The organism is Salmonella sp. SAL4457 (genome assembly GCF_046548235.1).
In the GTDB taxonomy this organism is placed as follows: Bacteria; Pseudomonadota; Gammaproteobacteria; order Enterobacterales; family Enterobacteriaceae; genus Salmonella; species Salmonella enterica.
The window spans coordinates 885,258-904,259 of the sequence record NZ_JBGDZO010000001.1; the positions used below are offsets into that span (position 1 = coordinate 885,258).

Here is a 19,002-nt window from a genome sequence, read left to right on the forward strand (position 1 = left end):
ACTGGACAAATATTAACGTTTCACAACCGTAATTTCACTCCCTACACTCTGCGACAATGTCTGTCTGATAAGAAAGAGAAACAAATATGCAACCTGGAAAAGGTTTTTTAGTCTGGTTAGCCGGTCTTAGCGTGCTGGGATTTCTGGCTACGGACATGTACCTGCCCGCGTTTGCCGCCATACAGGCGGATTTACAAACGCCTGCCGCCGCGGTCAGCGCCAGCCTCAGCCTGTTTTTAGCTGGCTTTGCCGTCGCGCAACTACTTTGGGGACCGCTATCGGATCGTTATGGCCGTAAACCGATTTTACTGCTGGGGTTATCTATCTTTGCACTCGGAAGTCTGGGGATGCTGTGGGTAGAAAGCGCGGCAGCACTGCTGACGCTGCGCTTTGTGCAGGCCGTCGGCGTTTGTGCGGCAACGGTAATCTGGCAAGCGCTGGTGACCGATTATTATCCTTCGCAAAAAATTAATCGTATCTTCGCCACTATCATGCCACTGGTGGGCTTATCCCCGGCACTTGCGCCCTTACTGGGAAGCTGGATACTGACGCATTTCTCATGGCAGGCGATTTTCGCCACCCTGTTCGTGATTACGTTGTTGCTGATGTTGCCGGCGCTGCGTTTAAAACCATCGGTAAAAGCGCGTACCGAAGGACAGGATAAACTCACTTTCGCGACGTTGTTACGCTCTAAAACCTATCGCGGTAATGTGCTGATTTATGCCGCCTGTTCCGCCAGCTTTTTTGCGTGGCTAACAGGGTCCCCGTTTATTCTCAGCGCGATGGGTTACAGCCCGGCAGTGATTGGCCTGAGCTATGTTCCGCAAACCATCGCTTTTCTGATTGGCGGATATGGTTGCCGCGCGGCGCTACAAAAATGGCAGGGCTACCAATTGCTTCCGTGGCTGCTAGGGCTGTACGCGCTGAGCGTTATCGCCACATGGGGAGCGGGCCTTCTGAATAATGCCTCACTGGTGGAGATCCTGATTCCTTTCTGCGTAATGGCGATTGCTAATGGCGCCATCTACCCTATCGTCGTCGCGCAAGCGTTACGCCCTTTCCCTCAAGCCACGGGGCGCGCTGCGGCGCTACAAAATACGCTGCAACTGGGGTTATGTTTCCTGGCAAGCCTGGTGGTTTCATGGCTCATCAGCACGCCGCTGCTGACCACCACCAGCGTAATGCTCTCTACCGTTGTTCTGGCGGCGTTAGGTTACAAAATGCAGTCTCATGCAGATTGCGCTGAGGCCGAATTTCCCCATGCCAATGTCGCCCACGACAAGTCTCACTAAACACTTGTTAACCGCTGGTAATTAGCACGCTAACAATTTTCGGTTGAATCATCAAAAATTGCGGCCTATACTGATTCCCGGTTGTTTATATTACGATAATTATTAGGCATTAACGGGAACCGGAGCGTTCCCGATTCACCATGGATGGCCTTTTCGGCAAGGGCTCCTCCCTTCCTCTGTTCTACGTCGGATAACTGGCTCACGGAATTGCCCGTGGGATTTCTCACAAAGCCAAAAAAGCGTCTACGCTGTTTTAAGGTTCTGATCACCGTCCAGTGATGGAGAAACTATGAGTTCATCGTGTATAGAAGAAGTCAGCGTACCGGATGATAACTGGTACCGAATCGCCAACGAATTGTTAAGTCGCGCGGATATTACAATTAATGGTTCCGCCCCGTCTGACATTCGTGTTAAGAATCCCGATTTTTTTAAACGCGTCCTTCAGGAAGGATCGTTGGGGTTAGGTGAGAGTTACATGGATGGCTGGTGGGAATGCGAGCGTCTGGATATTTTCTTCAGCAAAGTCTTACGTGCCGGTCTTGAAAATCAACTCCCCCACCATGTTAAAGATACGCTCCGTATCCTCGGCGCGCGTCTGATTAATCTACAAAGTAAAAAACGCGCCTGGATTGTCGGCAAGGAACATTACGATCTTGGTAATGACCTTTTTTCCCGTATGCTCGATCCCTATATGCAATATTCTTGCGCCTACTGGAAAGATGCCGATACGCTGGAAGCGGCACAGCAAGCCAAGCTGAAATTAATTTGCGAAAAGCTACAGCTACAACCGGGGATGCGTGTGCTGGATATCGGCTGCGGCTGGGGCGGTCTGTCGCAATATATGGCGACCCATTATGGCGTTAGCGTGGTGGGCGTAACGATCTCCGCTGAACAACAAAAAATGGCGCAGACGCGTTGCGAAGGTCTGGATGTCTCCATTCTCCTGGAAGATTATCGCGACCTTAACGATCAGTTTGACCGAATCGTCTCCGTCGGCATGTTCGAACATGTCGGGCCAAAAAACTACAACACCTATTTTGAGGTCGTTGACAGGAATTTAAAACCGGATGGTCTTTTCCTGCTCCATACTATTGGTTCTAAAAAAACCGATCATAATGTCGATCCGTGGATCAATAAGTATATTTTCCCCAACGGTTGTTTGCCGTCTGTTCGTCAAATCGCCGAGGCCAGCGAATCACACTTTGTAATGGAAGACTGGCATAACTTTGGCGCCGACTATGACACGACTCTGATGGCGTGGCATGAGCGCTTTATCAATGCCTGGCCAGAGATTGCGGGCAATTATAACGAGCGCTTTAAACGTATGTTCAGCTATTATCTCAACGCCTGCGCGGGTGCGTTTCGCGCGCGTGATATCCAGCTTTGGCAGGTGGTATTTACGCGCGGCGTTGAAAACGGACTGCGCGTTCCTCGCTAATCATCTCCCCCGCATTTCATGCGGGGGAATCTTATTTTCCGTTAGCCAATGTCGGCCTGATTTCTGACCGCATTTTCTCGCGCAGCCAGTACGCGTTCTACGGTATCGACAACCGCCTGCGTTTGCGGATCGATCTCGATATTCACACGCTCACCCAGTTTTTTTCTGCCAAGCGTAGTACGTTCCAACGTTTCCGGAATGAGATGCACGCAGAAGCGCGTTGGCGTTACCTCGCCGACGGTCAAACTGATGCCGTCGACGCCGATAAAGCCTTTGTACAGGATATACTTCATCAGGGACGCATCCTGCACTTTAAACCACACCTGATGGTTATTTTCGGAGGTCAGGATTTTCGCGATCTCCGCCGTCGTAATAATATGCCCCGACATCAGATGACCACCGATTTCATCGCTGAATTTGGCGGCGCGCTCTACGTTGACCTCATCACCTACCCTCAACGCGCCCAGATTGGTGATGCGCAACGTTTCTTTCATCAGATCAAAACTTATCTGGTTACCGTTTATTTCAGTCACCGTCAAACAGCATCCGTTATGCGCTACCGACGCCCCCGTCTCCAGCCCCTCCAGCATGTAGTCCGGTAACGTCACCACATGGGTGCGAAAGTTGGGTTTTTCATCAATCGATACCAGTTTCGCGGTACCCTGCACGATCCCCGTAAACATATCTTCAACTCCTGAAAAAATAAAAGCAGAACTGTTCAGCACAATAGCAGGTGGAAAAACAGCTTGCCAGCAATGCGCCGTTAACAACTGTTTTTTCACTGGAGAAATAGTAATACCCCGCTACAATAGACTGAAATTTCCCCTGCTATTTCTTTTGGCTGCCACTACGGCGGCTTTTTAGTCTTTCATATAACAACAAAATAAAAGGTGAATACGTGCAGAAGTATACCAGTGAAGCGCGTCAGTTATTAGCGTTAGCGATACCGGTGATCCTTGCGCAAGTGGCACAGACCGCAATGGGATTCGTCGATACCGTCATGGCGGGAGGCTATAGCGCTACGGACATGGCTGCCGTCGCTATCGGCACCTCTATCTGGCTTCCCGCCATTTTGTTTGGTCACGGCTTACTGCTGGCCTTGACGCCTGTGATTGCGCAACTCAATGGCTCCGGCCGTCGTGAGCGTATCGCGCATCAGGTTCGACAAGGGTTCTGGCTGGCGGGCTTTGTCTCCGTGCTGGTGATGATCGTCCTGTGGAATGCCGGATACATTATCCGCTCTATGCATAATATTGATCCGGCGCTGGCCGATAAAGCCGTGGGTTATCTTCGCGCGCTGCTGTGGGGCGCGCCAGGATACCTTTTCTTTCAGGTAGCGCGAAACCAGTGCGAAGGTCTGGCCAAAACCAAACCGGGTATGGTGATGGGATTTTTGGGCCTGCTGGTGAATATTCCGGTGAACTATATTTTTATCTATGGCCATTTTGGTATGCCGGAACTCGGCGGTATCGGCTGCGGCGTTGCGACTGCGGCGGTCTATTGGGTGATGTTTATCGCCATGCTTTCTTACATTAAACACGCGCGTTCAATGCGTGATATTCGTAATGAAAAAGGCTTTGGCAAACCTGATAGCGTCGTCATGAAGCGCCTGATTCAACTGGGGTTGCCGATTGCGCTGGCGCTGTTCTTTGAAGTGACGTTATTTGCGGTCGTTGCGCTGCTGGTTTCGCCATTAGGTATTGTGGATGTCGCCGGTCATCAGATTGCGCTTAACTTTAGCTCGCTGATGTTCGTACTGCCGATGTCGCTGGCTGCGGCGGTAACGATTCGAGTGGGTTATCGTCTGGGCCAGGGCTCAACGCTGGATGCGCAAACCGCAGCGCGTACCGGTTTAGGCGTCGGCATTTGTATGGCTGTGGTTACCGCTATTTTTACCGTTACTCTGCGTAAGCATATTGCTTTGCTCTACAATGACAACCCTGAGGTCGTGGCGCTTGCCGCGCAATTAATGCTGCTCGCTGCGGTTTACCAGATTTCCGACTCTATACAGGTTATCGGCAGCGGTATTCTGCGCGGTTATAAAGATACGCGTTCCATCTTTTTTATCACCTTTACCGCCTACTGGGTGTTAGGTTTACCCAGCGGTTATATCCTGGCGTTAACGGATTTGGTGGTGGATCGTATGGGACCGGCAGGCTTCTGGATGGGGTTCATCATCGGCCTGACCTCGGCGGCGGTGTTAATGATGCTACGGATGCGCTATCTACAACGTCAGCCGTCCGCCATCATTTTGCAGCGCGCTGCGCGATAATACGACGATAGCCGTCGCATGGCGGCTATTTTCTCGACATGTTGCATATTTCCACCGCAATCAGGTGATTTCAGGAAGAAAATTGCGATTTCCCTCTTGCCTCATTGCGGTTGTGACGCTAATATTCGTCCCCGTTGTCACCTACAACGTTGCGTTCATAGCTCAGTTGGTTAGAGCACCACCTTGACATGGTGGGGGTCGTTGGTTCGAGTCCAATTGAACGCACCATCATTTTAATGCGTCTGTAGCTCAGTTGGTTAGAGCACCACCTTGACATGGTGGGGGTCGATGGTTCGAGTCCATTCAGACGCACCAATCCATTATCTTGTTTAATTTTATAATACGCTATCTGGTGCTTGTGCCAGGCTAAAAGCGATTATTTTCAGTCTCTCACCTTTATCGTCAAGCACTGCTCTATACGCTATTACCCTCTTAACCTTCGCAGTGGCCTGAAGAAGCATACCAAAAGCATTTATGGTGTTTCGGTAGAATGCGCATAATCTATCTTCATCACCATACGTAACAAGGCTGCAACGGGTTCAAATAACGTTTCAGGAATTTTATCTCCGCGTTCCACTTCAAAAAATAATGAGCGGGCCAGCTCAACATTTTCAACAACGGGGATGCAGTTGCGTTCAGCGATGTTAACAATATAGTTAGCTTGAGCATCACTGCCTTTTTCCAGGACGCGTGGTATTGGCATATCGGTGGGATGATAGCCAAGACAAACCGCAATATGCGTTGGATTACGCACTACCGCAACAGATTGTTTAACAGATTGAGCTAAACTCCCACTTTGTATTTCACTCTGCATTTCCCGACGCCGCGTCTTCATTTGAGGGTCGCCCTCCAGATCTTTATGCTCCTGTTTTACGTCATCTTTACTCATTTTTAGATCTTTTCTAATCTTATAATATTGAAAAGAATAGTCCAGTATGCCAACGACGATATAAAAAACCATCACCCCTACCCATAACCATTTTATTAAAGAAGAAACCACAAGCACGCCACAGGCTAACCCACAGTACGGTAGCGCCCGAAAAGTACTGGCATAATAATAAAAGAAAAAGGCAAAGATAAGAGATAGCATGATAACTTTTAGGCTGGATTTACATAATTCTACTACGCTATGTAAAGAGAATATCTGCTTAAAATTACTTACCGGATTTATATGCTCGCTTTTAAAACCAATGGCCTTGCTGGCAATAACCACCCCCACCTGAAGAAACACGCTACCCACAGTAGCAACTATTACCCCAGCGCCCAGAAACAGCAGTGCAGAAGTCAGTGACTCTATTAAAGCATGACTCAATTGCGTTAATGCATAAGAAAATGGTTTATTTACTAATTGTAATGTGAAAGTTATTGACTCAATCAGTATCAAAATCATCTTTTCAGTAAAGAAATGAAAATACAAATAAAGCGCAATCAGCTGAAATAATGATGTTATTTCAATACTTTTGACAACCTGCCCTTCCTTACGGCCATCACGTAATTTCTTTTCTGTAGGCTGTTCTGTTTTCTCGCTCATACAGATGGAAACCAGTCTTTTAGATAAATATAAAATTTATCGCTTTCAACCAAATAGTGATGAAGAGCATAAGGGAATGAGATCAGGAGCGTCAGTAGAACCAATATACTTTTGAGCGGCATTGAGAAGAAAAACACATTCAATTGTTGTGCCGACCGATTTAAAAGACCTAAAGCCAGATCGGCTAATACCATACATATTATGGCAGGAAGAGAGAAGCTGATACATAATTGATAAAGCGTTCTCCACTCTGCCTGGATATATTTTAAAAACTGCTGGTCAAATAATAAAGTACGCCCTGGTGGTAAATATTGATATGACTCATACAGAATGTTTAATATAAACTCCATGCCGCCGCTTATAAAGAAAATAACACACAAGAACTGGCTGAAAAGCAAGCCAAAAAGTGAGGTTTCAGCTTCTATTGTAGAATTGAATATCGTACCCATTGTCGCGCCACGTAAAGTATCAAGCAGAAACCCCGCCATATCAACGGCCCAAAAGGGAACCGCCGCACAAAACCCAATTAAAAAACCAATAATCACCTCTCCGGTGACTAACCCTAACCAACTGTAATCTTTACCAATATGCATCATAATCTTCTGCTGGTAAATGATTGGTAATATGGGAAAGGTAAGTGACATAAGCACGCCATTACGTAAAAGAGCGGCCCCTAAACTGCCACTTTTTAATAGGGGAAGTAATAAAGAAAGGCTTAATGGTCGAATAAAAGCCACAGCCAATGCAATAAGCCACTCATTTACCTGTTGTGCCATTCAACCATGCTCTCCAATTCGTAACATTATCTGCCGGGTATAATTCAACAGGATACCGCTAAGCCATGGGTAGCTGACCATTAAGGTTATTGCAATTGCCAATAATTTAATCATGAACTGTAGCGTTTGGTCCTGTATTTGAGTCAAGGCCTGAACAAGGCTTACGATGACACCAACTACCGATGCCACCAACACCACCGGCATAGACGTAAAAAGGACGATCCATAAAAGTTGCGTTACAAATTGCGTCAATTCAGAATCATTCATGAAAAGCTCTGTACCAATTGCGCCAGTGTCAGATCCCAACCGCCTGCCAGTAAAAATATTAGCAGCTTAAACGGTAATGAAATGGTCATCGGCGACACCATCATCATCCCCATAGCCAGCAGTATATTTGAAATAAGCAGGTCAATAGCCAGAAAGGGAAGATAAATAAGTAATCCAATCCGAAATGCCTGCGTTAACTGACTCACCGTAAATGCCGGAATTAATATGAGCAAAGAATCAGGTTTTATCTTTCTTTTTATGTCTTCAGGCCAGGTTCGTTTTATCAAATTCCGAAAATAATTGGCTTCCTTCTCTTCAGAGTTTTTTTGCAAAAACTGTCGATAAGGCGCTAATGCTTTACTGTCCCACTCAGACGTCCAGAAAGGAGCGCCAGCGACCTGAACCGGATGCCAGCGCTCTTTTACCGCTAATAGCGTCGGCCCCATAATGAATAAGGAAAGTACAAGTGCGAGGCCATACAGTGCGATATTTGGGGGAACTTGTTGAATACCCAGAGCATTTCGTAAAATCGAAAATACCACCGCCAGTTTAAGGAAAGAGGTTCCCATGACGATAATGAGAGGCAGTATTGAAAGCAGAAACAATATACCAATCAGTTGCAAAGGCGAATCGGGTAAAGACATACTGTATCTCTCATGACACGACCTGGAACGCTATTATATTGTTTGCATATTATTTTTCTTATCAGGTTTACGCTGTATTTTTGCAAAGATACCAACGTGTAATACGCACCATAAATTCATTGCCACAGGCAATCAACTCACCTTGCCCAATAATACGGTCATTTACTCTTATCGTCACCTCTGGCGCAAAACATCCACCTACAGGCAAAACGTCCCCCGTTTTAAGTTGTCGTAATTGTCCAATTTCCAGACTCGCACGTCCGATCTCAAAGAGCACCTGTTGTGGTATCTGCTCAAGTTCTACTGAAGATGTTCCGTCACTCTTTGACATTGGACTCCCTGACGCAAGTAGCGTTTCGATATCCTGGACTAATTCATCAAATTTCATCGTGTTATCCTCTGTCAGCAACACCCTCGCGTAGATCCCCCCAGGTAGTTGAATAGCAAAAAAACCGAGTCTGATGTCGCCAAAGCAATGAATCCGAACGCCCATGCCGATTTCGATAGACTCAAGTTCAATTAACGTAAGCTGGCACCAGCCTAAATATACAGGGACTACTACAGGAGGGGCAGGATAAATCTGTTGTCGCTCAGCAGAAAGCTCTCCGACTATATTGCGCAAAAAACCCGTTGGCCATGTAAAAATAATGCTATGGAACTCATGTTCTTCAACTGTCCATTTAATATGCAACGCTAGCTGATGTGGTAGATTACTGCAGGATGTTGGCGGCTCGTTCTGACAGAGGGTTGCATCACTGGCTTGCAATAACGGCGCCAGCCCCCATTCAGCTATTCCATATAGCAATTCAGGATCGATAACCGATCGATTAGCGGTGCCAATTAGCCCTTCACACCAGCGCTGCCAGCATTGTTCTGCAATCCACACCCTACCCAGCTCATTATGATAATTTATGGTAAATAATGTCCCTTGCTGTACTGGATATTGTTGCATACTCAATGTCAGCTCACCAATGGTAGCGCCTTGCGTTGGAAGTATCTCCACCCACGGACGCTCTTCATTCGCTATTCTTAACATAGAATATCTCCAGGGAAATTATATACCCCATATGCAGCAACTGAGACTCCAGCCACTGCTTTAGCGCTTTCATCGAACGGTAAATTTCATGATGAGGGACATTGATTCTTAACTGGATTAGCCCCCCTGATTCACAGACTTCACACTCTACACCGTCAAGATAACCGCCACTAACACGATAACGTTGCGTGAAAACCACGTTCTTATTCAATGCTGCAGGAGGATTATTCTCACCAATGGGTAATGCCTGGTGCATGAGTTGTTCAAAGTCCATACGTTCCGCCTCCGCCTCGTTATCATCCTGATAAGACTGGCATGGCAACCCAAGACTTCCCTCAACTTTGGTAATACGCATCGCTTAATACCATAGTAATTTTTTCTTTCTTTTTCATAAGCGCATTAAAATTCTTCTGTAATTCGCTTCGCCGGGAGACAAGCTGCTGATACTGATTCTCTAACTGCTGCCGTTGCGTCAAAAAGCTCTGCGCCTGAGTGAATAACCCGGCCATTTGTTGTTTCTTATCCAACAATAAATGACAAGATAACGTACCTTGCCAGCCCATTAATTCTTTCAGTCTGGTAGACACTGCTAAAGCGCGCGTCTGGCAAATCTGCTGTTCCGTAATAATCGCCTGTTGCTGCTGATCAAGTACGGTAAGCTTGCCGCGTAATTGCTTTTCACGCCGCGCGATTATCTCCAGCAAAGTTTCCATGATCACTCGGTGAGTATTTGGTGTAATTTTTCTATAAGTAGCTCGGGTCCGCATACTTCATCCTTACTTTGTCGCAAAAATGTGCAAATATCCGGATAGGTATCAATGGCTTTGTCAGTATCAGTATCAACTCCTCGCTGGTATTCCCCAATGCGTATTAACAGTTCAACCTCCTGGTAAAGCGCCAGGCGCCGCCGCAATATCGCCGCCAGTTGACGATGCTCATGGCTGGTAACGACTGGAAAAACGCGGCTGAGCGTTGCCAGCACGTCAATGGCAGGATAATGCCCCCTCTCTGCAAGCCGCCGGGATAGCACAATATGTCCATCAAGTAGTGAACGGACTTCATCCGCCAACGGCTCATTCATATCATCGCCTTCCACCAGTACCGTATAAAATGCGGTAATACTGCCTTTTTCCCCCATTCCTGTACGTTCTAAAAGTCGTGGCAATGCACTAAATACGCCTGGCGGATATTCTCCAGAAACCGCGGTCTCTCCGGCGGCCAGAGCGATTTCCCGTGCGGCCCTGGCATAACGCGTCAGTGAGTCGGCAAGCAAGACGACTCGCTTTCCATTATCGCGAAAAAATTCTGCTATCGTGGTGGCCACAAACAGCGCCCTCACGCGCTCTAAGGCGGGTCTGTCAGAGGTTGCGACAACAATGACACAACGTTTTCGGGTCTCTTCAGACAGTGTAAAATCGATGAACTCGCGGACTTCTCGTCCACGTTCACCAATTAACACCAGAACATTGCTGTCTGCGTCTGGCGCATTACACAGCATCGCCAGAAGCGTGCTTTTCCCCACGCCAGGAGCAGAAAAAATACCCACTCGTTGCCCTTCGCCACAGGTCGCAACGCTATCAATAGCGCGAATCCCCGTCATTAATGGTTGAGTGATAGGCTGTCGAACCATTGCGGGAGGAGGCATTGCATCATAGTCTTTCCAGCAGACGTCGGGCAGTTCGCGGCCATCAAGGGGACGACCAAAGCCATCAATAACTCGCCCTAATAACGCTTCGCCCACGGGAACCTGATGGCGTCGCCTTAAGGCCATCACTTGCTGCCCGCAGTGAAGCCCGATTGTACTCGTAAAAGGAGATAGCAAAGCTTTGCTGCCATTAATCCCCACGACTTCAGCAAGTTCTTCTCCAGGCTTTATACAGCACAACTCGCCCATAAATACCCCAGGCAACCACGCATTTAACAACGTTGCGCTGACATCCTGAATTCGGCCCCATCGACAATAACCATCGGGGGGCGGATATTTCAGCCTCAGACGTTGCATCAATTCATTCTTCATTGTCCGCCAACTCCTCTTCGCTAAGGTCAATACTTTCTACCACTTGTATAAGGCTCTCCTCTCCTAATTCCTGCCATGACAAAATCGGTACGTCGAACAAGGTGGCTTCTGTAATTTTTCGCAAGAAACGTCGGGTGTCGACAGAAGTGACAATGAATAATTTGGCTGACTGCTTCAGCGCCTGCTCGATAAGTTGCAGGATCTGCGTCTTATGACGAGACGACAGCGCAGTATAGGTCCCCATTGCCGTCTGGCGAATGGATTCACGCACGAGGTTTTCAATACCTTCGCCGATCCGCAAAATCGGCAGCGGTTTTCCTTCCGGATTAAGACGACGCAGAATATGACGACGAAGCGCGATACGGACATATTCTGTCAACATCAGGACATCTTTTTCACGTGGCGCCCAGTCAATTAAGGTGCCGAAAATAAGACGTAAATCTCTAATAGAAACCCGCTCTGATACAAGCCGTTGCAAAGTTTCAGCGATTTTATTAATGGGTAACTGGCGCTGAAGCTCTTTCACCAGCTCAGAGTAGTTTTTTTCCATCGCATTCATTAGATAACGCGTTTCCTGAACACCAATAAACTCTCCCATATGCCGAAGCAGGACACATTTTAATAAGGCAGAGATACGTTGGCTGCCCGCGAAAACGTCCAGTCCAAAACCTTGCGCCTTATGGGCCATGTCTTTTGTAAGCCAACAGATCTGCCCCATCCCGTTCGGTAACGTCTGGCTGTCACCCACCACACTAGCGTCCGCGCCTATCAATAAATAATCCGCCTGAGCGGGAATAGATAAACTAAATACGGGTTCCTGATATAGCAGTACCGTCAATTTTTCGGTGGGTTCAGGCAAAACCTCAATATTCACCTCAGGGAGAGGGACGCCGGTATCCTCAAATAAAAACCATCTCATGGCGTCAATATCACGAATCAGGTCGGCAGAATGTAACGTCGGGCTAAGACGTAAGATTAGAGGACATGCGCCGGGAACCATACTATCTTTTTCCGGTGCTTCGACGCCATTTGCGGAAACCACAGACTTTTTGCGGCGAATGAGGATAATTGGCAATGCTAACAACGCTGAAAAGAAAGCGAGAGTGATAAAAGGAAAGCCAGGAATTAAAGCGAGGAGCATTAAAACCACAGCGGTTAATATGAGCGACTGAGGTTGTCTGGCAATTTGAGAACTCAACTCTGTCGCCAGGTTCTGGCGTTTCTCACCCGGGACACGGGTGACAATAATTCCCGCGCTAAGGGAAATCAGCAGCGATGGAATTTGCCCACATAAACCATCTCCGATTGACAGTACGCTATAAGTGTGAACAGCCTCACTCATCGACATATCATATTGTACGATAGCGATAATGATACCGCCGATAATGTTCACCAGAACAACAATAATACCGGCAATCGTATCGCCTTTAACAAATTTCATCGCACCGTCCATCGCACCGAGAAAACGGCTTTCCTGCTGGACATGCTGTCTTAATGTACGGGCATGGTCTGCATCGATAACTCCGGCACGCAAATCGCCATCGATACTCATTTGTTTGCCTGGCATCCCATCAAGCGAGAAACGTGCGCTAACTTCCGCCACCCTCTCGATACCTTTTGTAATGACAATAAATTGCACGATAGTAATGATGGTAAATACGACCAACCCAACGGTGAGATTTCCTCCTACGACAAACTTACCGAAAGCATCCACAATATTACCGGCATTATGTTGTAACAGTACCAGCCGTGATGTGCTGATTGTGAGTGACAAACGATATAATGTAGTAATAAGTAATAAAGACGGAAATACCGATAAATCGAGAGGGTCACTAAGATAAATAGCAATTAAGAGCAGGATCACTGAAAACATAAGGTTGATAGTAATCAGGATATCAACCATCCAGGTCGGCAAAGGTAACAGCATCATCACAATAGCGATTAATAACACCGTCGCCAGAACCATATCCTGCCGACCCGCGCATACACTGAGCCACTGTTGCGCCCTGACTCCCTCACCTAACCATGAACGCATTGCGACTCCAGAAATTTTATTTGTCGATGATGTAATCGTAACCAGAGCTCGGCGGAGCTGGAAAGAGGTGGAGAACAACTCATTGCAAGCCCATCGCGCAACAAAAATAATCGTTGAGGAATACCCTGGAACGCTGCGGGTTTCCAGTTAGCCAACGCTTTAAAAAGCAGTTCTTCGTCTAAGAAGGTTTGCTTGAGTATCTGACATAAGTGAATACGACCGTTATGATAGTTTAGATAGGTTTCATATTGTCCTTGCCGCCAGAACATATTGGTCGCTAAAGGCCGTTCAGCTAATCCTGCTAATTGAATAAAAAGCTGAATATTACGTTCAGTAATGAGATCCCAATCCATCCTGACGCCTCATGATGAGCCAGAAAGCCAATTTACCTAAATATTGAAAGCCAGGTATCAGAATAAAACCTGATTTATCTTTACTTCACGAAGCGTTTCGAGAATTTGTTCACGTTGATCTTCGTCGTTAAAACAGTTATCGGGTATCAGCATAAACTGCGCATCAAGTTGTTGGAGTAACCGATTGAACATCTTCGATGAAGAAACTATAGCGGTAAGTCTATCAAGCAACCAATCACTGAAAAGCCAGCGCTCACAAATAATATCGAGTAGTAGCGGCAGTAATGTATTAGGCGGCAACTGGCAAATCCACTCCTCACGCTGGCACTCTTTTTCAAGGCCAAGGAATAACAGCAAACGACGCAAACGTACTAATGCTGCGGCCAAACGACTTTGCTCCGAGGGTTCGATGCATATGCTAAGTTCAAAGGCTATTGCTCTTAGCAAAATACGGACCCGTTCACAGCGATCCGGCCAGTCTGCCACGCGTCTGAACCACTGCGATAAGGGCATTTCATCGTTGTCTATCGCCTGTTGCATAAAACGCTTCAGCGAGGACAGCGTAGCGGTATCCACTTCGCCAAGTTCCAGTAAACTAAAAACGGCAAGTTCCCATCCCTCCTCCGCTGTAAGCGTATCCAGTTGCGATTGCAAATCGCGTTTTTTCTTTTTTGACAACCCGCCGGCAGTAAGCGCCATTGCAAGAGCGATAATTTGATACGCATTCTGTAAATCAGGATCACTATTCTCTTCGGTAAGCGGACGCAACGCTGCCCCATTATCCTCCTGTATTTGTTTTATCAAACGCAGCAAAGCCTGCTGCCTGCGCTCCAGTTTCTCAGCATCAGTGAATTTATTACTTTCGCGCAGTTTACCACTCAGCGCCATTCCTATTTCTTCCATCGTCTCATAGAGCGCTGCCCCCGTCGTTTCCTGTAACTCCTGGAGAGCTAACATTGAAGGCGAAATAACCTCTTGTTCCTCTATAACCTGGCCAGGGGTAAATGCTGTAGGGGGCGTCATTTTTATCTCATTAATTTTAATATTCATCGCTACCTCTTTTATCTTCACCATTACGTAACCATTTCAGTAACGCGTTGAAATGACGAGAAAGTGAAAACTCAACGGCATATCGTGTTGAGGAAAGTTCAGCCTGATCGGGAGAGAAACCAGGCTCGATAATCAACGTAAACCGCTTGCCAAAAGTTTCACGCATCAATGCCTCTTTTTCAGGATGAATACGCAAATAAAGCGCTCCCTCTTCCGCCATAGCCGTGGCCTGGCGTGCCAGACGATGGCACATAACACTGTCTACCGACTGTTGGTCGAACCAGGCCAACAGAACCTGTTCTATACTATTTTTAATATGATGCGCTGCGTGATCGACCAATGAACGAAATTGATTTTCATCTTCTTGTAAATGTTTTACATGCTGTTCCAGCCATTCCACTTCCATTTTTTCCAGCGTATTTTTACGCAAGCACGCTAGTTCTTGTTGCTGCTCAACTTTCTGTTCACGCTGATAACGATAGGCGTCTCGGATGATTTTTTCAGCCTTACGGTAAGCGGAGCTCACAATAGCATGTGAAACTCTCTTAGCTTGTTGCTCTTGCGCAAATAAAGTTAATTGTAATGTTATCCACTGTGACTCAATAATATTTCGAGCGGGTAGCTTATGGTTAATTTCCGTCAGAGGAAGTGAAGTAAAACTCATAGCAAATGCTCCATGAAGATAATCTCGGTAAGAGAAGTCTTCGGCCAAAGTATACGCTGCGGAGGGGGTAATAATACTAATAGCGCATGTAAAACCGCATCGTCATGCGCTTCCCGATTAAGAATGGCGGTACCGATCTGCAATGCAGTTTGTTGCATCACTTGCGGAGGAAGTAATTTGCCATCTCTTTGCCCCAACCAACCATATAGCTGCCAGATCTCATCCTCGCTAAACCACTGTAGAAGCAATTGCCGATACTCTGGTAGCATAAAATAGTCACTACACCTGAGTTTGAATAATCCCAGCCCAAAGGCAAATGCCGATATACGCGGCGCAAGACGAACCTGCCGTTTTTGCCTGTCATTTAAACAGGCTGGAATAACAGAGCTTCCTCTTAGTCTATTTAACGCTCTGTCAAGAAGACGATCCAACTCGGGCCGATCGCCATAACGCCAGCAGTTTGAAGGATGAAAACCCAGCTTATCCAGCCATTCCGGTACAGCGTAACGAGCAGGTTGCCAAAAATAACGATAAAGTTGCAACACCTCGGGATCAGGTCGGCTCAAAAACGGCGTCTCAGGCAAAAATAGCCGATCAGGATGCCCACTCCTAATAACAGTCCTGTCAACGATAACATCAACGGATAAGGGTATTTCATCAACCACTTCACCACCTTCCCTTTATTGGCGTTGATAACGTCCATAATCCAGAATGTTTGTCTCGCGGGTACGTCAGCTACCATTCTGAATTCAGCAGGCTGCATCAAGATACTAATCTTACTGTATTGCAACCCAGGGATTGACATCTCTATTAAATCCTTAATTTTTACCCGAAAGGCCTCCATATTGACCTGTGGTGAATATTTTATAAATACGGCAACTGAGCTCGGAGAAGCGTTACTTCCCTCATCATAAGTCGGTAGCGCAATGGTCACTTTTGCATTAATCACGCCCTCCATCTGACTCAGCATTCCTTCAATTCTTTGTTCTTTTAAAAAATTAATCTTCTGCTGTTCTTCCTGGGGTGATACCACTAACTGATTAGCCGGAAACATCTTATCCGCCGTTGTAAACTGACGATGCGGATAACCATTAAGTCTAAGTAGCTCAACCGCATTAATAAACTGCGACTGCTCGACACGTAAGGTAACACCGTCCTCTTCCTGTTTTTTTTCCGCATCAATATGATGCTGCATAAGTAATGCCAGCATTTGATTCGCCTCATCCTCTGGCAATGAGCGATAAAGATCCACATCACATGCCGTAAGAAAGAACGTAAGGACAGTAAGAAATACTATACGATGAACCTTCATGCCATGTTATCCAGCTTATTAAGCGCTTGCGATGCTGCGCCTGATATTCTGGCAAGATAATCGACGCCTACCGTTAACTGCATATAATCCATTTGTCTGGTCAACATAACCTGCGGTAATAAAGCACTGGCGTTACTGGTGGATGCTTCATCTTTCAGCAATTGTTCAAAAAAATTAATTTGCTCCTGGCTCGGTTCTACAGAGGACTTTACATAAGATTGAGTGCTTACAGGCACTACGCTCATATCAGAAATATTCAATTTTCAAACCCCTCATTTGGTGCAGGAAATAACAGACGCAGCGCCATAGCCTCTGGCAAATCAATATCCGATAAAATTTTCGCGGCTTTTAGCGGCTCATTTAAACCCGCCAACAATAATGCCAGACATACCAACTGTAATTTTTTATCCGGAACAATAACCGTTAGCGCTGGTAACATCGCATGTACCTGGGAAATCAGGCTATGGTTAACGCCCGCAAACATGATTTCCAGCAGCAACCGTCGAACATCGTCGCTAATAACTTCAGATTTTAGCAATGATTCCACTAAGCATATCCTTGATCATTTTGATCAGTGAACTTTCGTAATTAATAAATGTAGAATACTGCTGTAAGGCAAATTGCGCTTTAATCATCGATTCTGGGTTGAGCAAATCATTACCATTCATTTTGTCATTAATGGCCTGGCCTGCCTGGTGCGCCATGTGGGAGAGCATATCCACTAATTGTGCAATATCCATAATGCTTTTCCTTAAAATAAATACATCGTAAGGATACTGGCAACATAGCAAAATTTAGAAAGCAATGAACATCCGGTATATACCTGAAAACGATTACTCCGGCGCACGTTGTTCTGGCGTTACCTGAGCCAGCAAACGATATAATGGGCTGCTGACCTGCATACCGGTCATTGCCATCCCATCCATACCGAAGCGAGTAAAACTCATTAGTCCATAGGTAATATCATTAAGACGTTCTAATAAATGAGGCTGTAGTCCCAAACTACCACTCCAGTATGAATGAGTCATTACCGTCGCGGTTAAGGCTAATCTACCGCCCAGGGAGACGGCTTTAGCAATCGCCATACTTTTGCGTTGATTGGCGAAACAATTAGCAATATAAAAAACGGCATTGCCTATACTGTCGTGAGCCATAGGCAAATGATGTTTATGATGGTAGATAAGACAGGCGACATCCGCGATGGCAATAGCAAGGCCAATCCCTGCCAGGGCTACGAGCGGCGCGCCTCCACCACTTAGCACTGTTAATGCTATTCCAGCGGAACAGCATAAAATCTGTCCGCCCAAAATAACCGTTTGCCAACTAAAAATTTCTTTTGGAAAACACTCTATCACTCGTTTCGCAAGTCCGGCCAATAACCGCTCTTTTCCTTGTTGAGGACCTATTCTACCACTCTCCATATTGGTTTCCGGATGTGGCAATGAGGGACATGGAGGTGATTCCTCAGGCGCGTTAACAGGACGTTGCCCTCCTACCTGAGCATTTGGGCTAACAGGTTTCATGGTTCTCCCCGAGATGTATGACCAGAACTGTCCATTAATGCAGGTGTAGTAGCAGATTGGCAGAGCGATGCCATTTGTTCCGCCAATAACGCACTGGGATCGGCATAAAGTTCATCAACAGAATTTTCCTGATCGTCGCCAGAGGGGCGGGCAAGGCAATAATCCAGTACCGCACCTATCGCCGTCAGGCTAACGGAGGTAATTACACTCCCCATGTCCAAAGAGGCCGCAATATTTTCAGCCGCGGGCAGTGGAAACTGTAGGGGTAAAACCAACATAGAAATAGCGATTCCTGAACGTATTAATAAAGAAAGACAATTAGCAAGGGTGTTAGCGCAGTTAAGACTTGCCCCACATTTTAAGGCCAGCGCACTGACCACAAGAGCAACGCTATCACTGGCGGTTTGTAATGGCTCCTTTTGCTGACATATCGATTGATAATTATGATACGCACAGCAAGCATCCCCAATAGCAATCACGAGCGCCGCCCCCGCAAGAATAGCAATGGGTAATCCTGCCCCGCCAGAAATTACCGCTGCAGCAACCGATAACCCAAACACGACTGTCGCACCCAGCGCACGAATAGTGTATTGCATAAAATGTATCGCATAATCCCTCTGCTGCCTTATTTGTTCAGGCGTAAGCAGCACAGGGGCTGCGGGGGTGCCAGGCGCTGGAATTTCAGGGGGAGGAAACGATACCTCCTTCGCTTGTATATCGGAAGGAGGACTATTACCATCGACTATATTACTTGCCGCTGACGGAATATGAATTTTCATATTTCGTTCTGTT

The 19,002-nt window shown here is 46.6% G+C and carries 23 protein-coding genes and 2 tRNA genes; 5 read left to right on the forward strand and 20 right to left on the reverse strand.

Annotated features, from left to right (window positions below; translation table 11 throughout):
* Positions 1-86 precede the first annotated feature (86 nt).
* On the forward strand, positions 87-1,292 hold the full coding sequence (punC, locus tag ACLJNW_RS04560; RefSeq protein ID WP_001182315.1) for a purine nucleoside transporter PunC: 1,206 nt from the start codon (positions 87-89) through the stop codon (positions 1,290-1,292).
* A 289-nt stretch (positions 1,293-1,581) separates the two neighbouring features.
* Complete coding sequence (cfa, locus tag ACLJNW_RS04565; RefSeq protein ID WP_000098879.1) at positions 1,582-2,730, forward strand: cyclopropane fatty acyl phospholipid synthase; 1,149 nt, start codon at positions 1,582-1,584, stop codon at positions 2,728-2,730.
* Between the two features lie 41 nt (positions 2,731-2,771).
* Here cfa and ACLJNW_RS04570 read toward each other — a convergent pair whose 3' ends face one another.
* On the reverse strand, positions 2,772-3,413 hold the full coding sequence (locus ACLJNW_RS04570; protein ID WP_000493971.1) for a riboflavin synthase: 642 nt from the start codon (positions 3,411-3,413) through the stop codon (positions 2,772-2,774).
* Between the two features lie 215 nt (positions 3,414-3,628).
* Here ACLJNW_RS04570 and mdtK point away from each other — a divergent pair, with 215 nt between their 5' ends.
* The 3 genes from mdtK to ACLJNW_RS04585 all read left to right on the forward strand — a co-directional run bounded on the left by mdtK (position 3,629) and on the right by ACLJNW_RS04585 (position 5,317).
* Positions 3,629-5,002: a multidrug efflux MATE transporter MdtK gene (gene mdtK, locus ACLJNW_RS04575; protein ID WP_001175077.1), complete on the forward strand. Its 1,374-nt coding sequence runs from the start codon at positions 3,629-3,631 to the stop codon at positions 5,000-5,002.
* Between the two features lie 151 nt (positions 5,003-5,153).
* Positions 5,154-5,230, forward strand: a tRNA-Val gene (locus tag ACLJNW_RS04580).
* Positions 5,231-5,240: 10 nt separating this feature from the next.
* Positions 5,241-5,317: transfer RNA gene (locus ACLJNW_RS04585), tRNA-Val, on the forward strand.
* Between the two features lie 157 nt (positions 5,318-5,474).
* Here ACLJNW_RS04585 and ssaU read toward each other — a convergent pair.
* The 19 genes from ssaU to sseF form a co-directional block, all read right to left on the reverse strand.
* On the reverse strand, positions 5,475-6,533 hold the full coding sequence (gene ssaU, locus ACLJNW_RS04590) for an SPI-2 type III secretion system apparatus protein SsaU (RefSeq protein ID WP_001291716.1): 1,059 nt from the start codon (positions 6,531-6,533) through the stop codon (positions 5,475-5,477).
* Positions 6,530-7,309 carry an SPI-2 type III secretion system apparatus protein SsaT gene (ssaT, locus tag ACLJNW_RS04595; RefSeq protein WP_000068760.1) on the reverse strand — a complete coding sequence of 260 codons (780 nt, stop codon included), beginning with the start codon at positions 7,307-7,309 and terminating at the stop codon, positions 6,530-6,532. Before ssaT ends, ssaU begins: the two co-directional genes overlap by 4 nt.
* The gene (gene ssas, locus ACLJNW_RS04600; RefSeq protein WP_000999982.1) at positions 7,310-7,576 is read right to left on the reverse strand and encodes an SPI-2 type III secretion system apparatus protein SsaS; all 267 of its coding nucleotides are present in this window, start codon (positions 7,574-7,576) and stop codon (positions 7,310-7,312) included.
* Positions 7,573-8,220, reverse strand: coding sequence for an SPI-2 type III secretion system export apparatus protein SsaR (gene ssaR / locus ACLJNW_RS04605; RefSeq protein WP_000056367.1), 648 nt, complete (start codon positions 8,218-8,220; stop codon positions 7,573-7,575). The genes ssas and ssaR overlap by 4 nt, the downstream gene beginning before the upstream one ends.
* 67 nt (positions 8,221-8,287) lie before the next feature.
* The gene (gene ssaQ / locus ACLJNW_RS04610; RefSeq protein WP_000944195.1) at positions 8,288-9,256 is read right to left on the reverse strand and encodes an SPI-2 type III secretion system cytoplasmic ring protein SsaQ; all 969 of its coding nucleotides are present in this window, start codon (positions 9,254-9,256) and stop codon (positions 8,288-8,290) included.
* Positions 9,237-9,611 carry an SPI-2 type III secretion system apparatus protein SsaP gene (ssaP, locus tag ACLJNW_RS04615; protein ID WP_001223304.1) on the reverse strand — a complete coding sequence of 125 codons (375 nt, stop codon included), beginning with the start codon at positions 9,609-9,611 and terminating at the stop codon, positions 9,237-9,239. The genes ssaQ and ssaP overlap by 20 nt, the downstream gene beginning before the upstream one ends.
* Positions 9,592-9,969, reverse strand: coding sequence for an SPI-2 type III secretion system apparatus protein SsaO (gene ssaO, locus ACLJNW_RS04620; protein ID WP_000449089.1), 378 nt, complete (start codon positions 9,967-9,969; stop codon positions 9,592-9,594). Before ssaO ends, ssaP begins: the two co-directional genes overlap by 20 nt.
* Before the next feature lie 2 nt (positions 9,970-9,971).
* On the reverse strand, positions 9,972-11,273 hold the full coding sequence (gene ssaN, locus ACLJNW_RS04625) for a SctN family type III secretion system ATPase SsaN (RefSeq protein WP_000787216.1): 1,302 nt from the start codon (positions 11,271-11,273) through the stop codon (positions 9,972-9,974).
* Positions 11,263-13,308 (reverse strand): SPI-2 type III secretion system apparatus protein SsaV, encoded by a 2,046-nt coding sequence (gene ssaV, locus ACLJNW_RS04630; protein ID WP_001258231.1) that lies wholly within the window; start codon positions 13,306-13,308, stop codon positions 11,263-11,265. The genes ssaN and ssaV overlap by 11 nt, the downstream gene beginning before the upstream one ends.
* Entirely contained in the window at positions 13,293-13,661 is a 369-nt protein-coding gene (gene ssaM / locus ACLJNW_RS04635) for an SPI-2 type III secretion system apparatus protein SsaM (protein ID WP_000383702.1), read from the reverse strand. Before ssaM ends, ssaV begins: the two co-directional genes overlap by 16 nt.
* A 57-nt stretch (positions 13,662-13,718) precedes the next feature.
* Positions 13,719-14,735: an SPI-2 type III secretion system apparatus protein SsaL gene (gene ssaL, locus ACLJNW_RS04640; protein ID WP_000238880.1), complete on the reverse strand. Its 1,017-nt coding sequence runs from the start codon at positions 14,733-14,735 to the stop codon at positions 13,719-13,721.
* The gene (gene ssaK, locus ACLJNW_RS04645) at positions 14,701-15,375 is read right to left on the reverse strand and encodes an SPI-2 type III secretion system apparatus protein SsaK (protein WP_000011203.1); all 675 of its coding nucleotides are present in this window, start codon (positions 15,373-15,375) and stop codon (positions 14,701-14,703) included. Before ssaK ends, ssaL begins: the two co-directional genes overlap by 35 nt.
* Entirely contained in the window at positions 15,372-15,920 is a 549-nt protein-coding gene (locus ACLJNW_RS04650) for a type III secretion system domain-containing protein (RefSeq protein ID WP_001531605.1), read from the reverse strand. The genes ssaK and ACLJNW_RS04650 overlap by 4 nt, the downstream gene beginning before the upstream one ends.
* Before the next feature lie 17 nt (positions 15,921-15,937).
* Complete coding sequence (gene ssaJ / locus ACLJNW_RS04655; RefSeq protein WP_000862874.1) at positions 15,938-16,687, reverse strand: SPI-2 type III secretion system apparatus lipoprotein SsaJ; 750 nt, start codon at positions 16,685-16,687, stop codon at positions 15,938-15,940.
* Positions 16,684-16,932, reverse strand: a complete 249-nt coding sequence (gene ssaI, locus ACLJNW_RS04660) for a SctI family type III secretion system inner rod subunit SsaI (protein ID WP_023204056.1) — start codon at positions 16,930-16,932, stop codon at positions 16,684-16,686. Before ssaI ends, ssaJ begins: the two co-directional genes overlap by 4 nt.
* Before the next feature lie 11 nt (positions 16,933-16,943).
* Positions 16,944-17,234, reverse strand: coding sequence for an EscG/YscG/SsaH family type III secretion system needle protein co-chaperone (locus ACLJNW_RS04665; protein WP_000444713.1), 291 nt, complete (start codon positions 17,232-17,234; stop codon positions 16,944-16,946).
* A complete protein-coding gene (ssaG, locus tag ACLJNW_RS04670; RefSeq protein ID WP_000350226.1) occupies positions 17,212-17,427 on the reverse strand; it encodes a type III secretion system needle filament protein SsaG in 216 nt (71 codons plus the stop codon). Before ssaG ends, ACLJNW_RS04665 begins: the two co-directional genes overlap by 23 nt.
* A gap of 93 nt (positions 17,428-17,520) precedes the next feature.
* The gene (gene sseG / locus ACLJNW_RS04675; protein WP_000805846.1) at positions 17,521-18,210 is read right to left on the reverse strand and encodes a pathogenicity island 2 effector protein SseG; all 690 of its coding nucleotides are present in this window, start codon (positions 18,208-18,210) and stop codon (positions 17,521-17,523) included.
* Positions 18,207-18,989, reverse strand: coding sequence for a type III secretion systems effector SseF (gene sseF / locus ACLJNW_RS04680; RefSeq protein WP_000690720.1), 783 nt, complete (start codon positions 18,987-18,989; stop codon positions 18,207-18,209). The genes sseG and sseF overlap by 4 nt, the downstream gene beginning before the upstream one ends.
* Between the last annotated feature and the right edge of the window lie 13 nt (positions 18,990-19,002).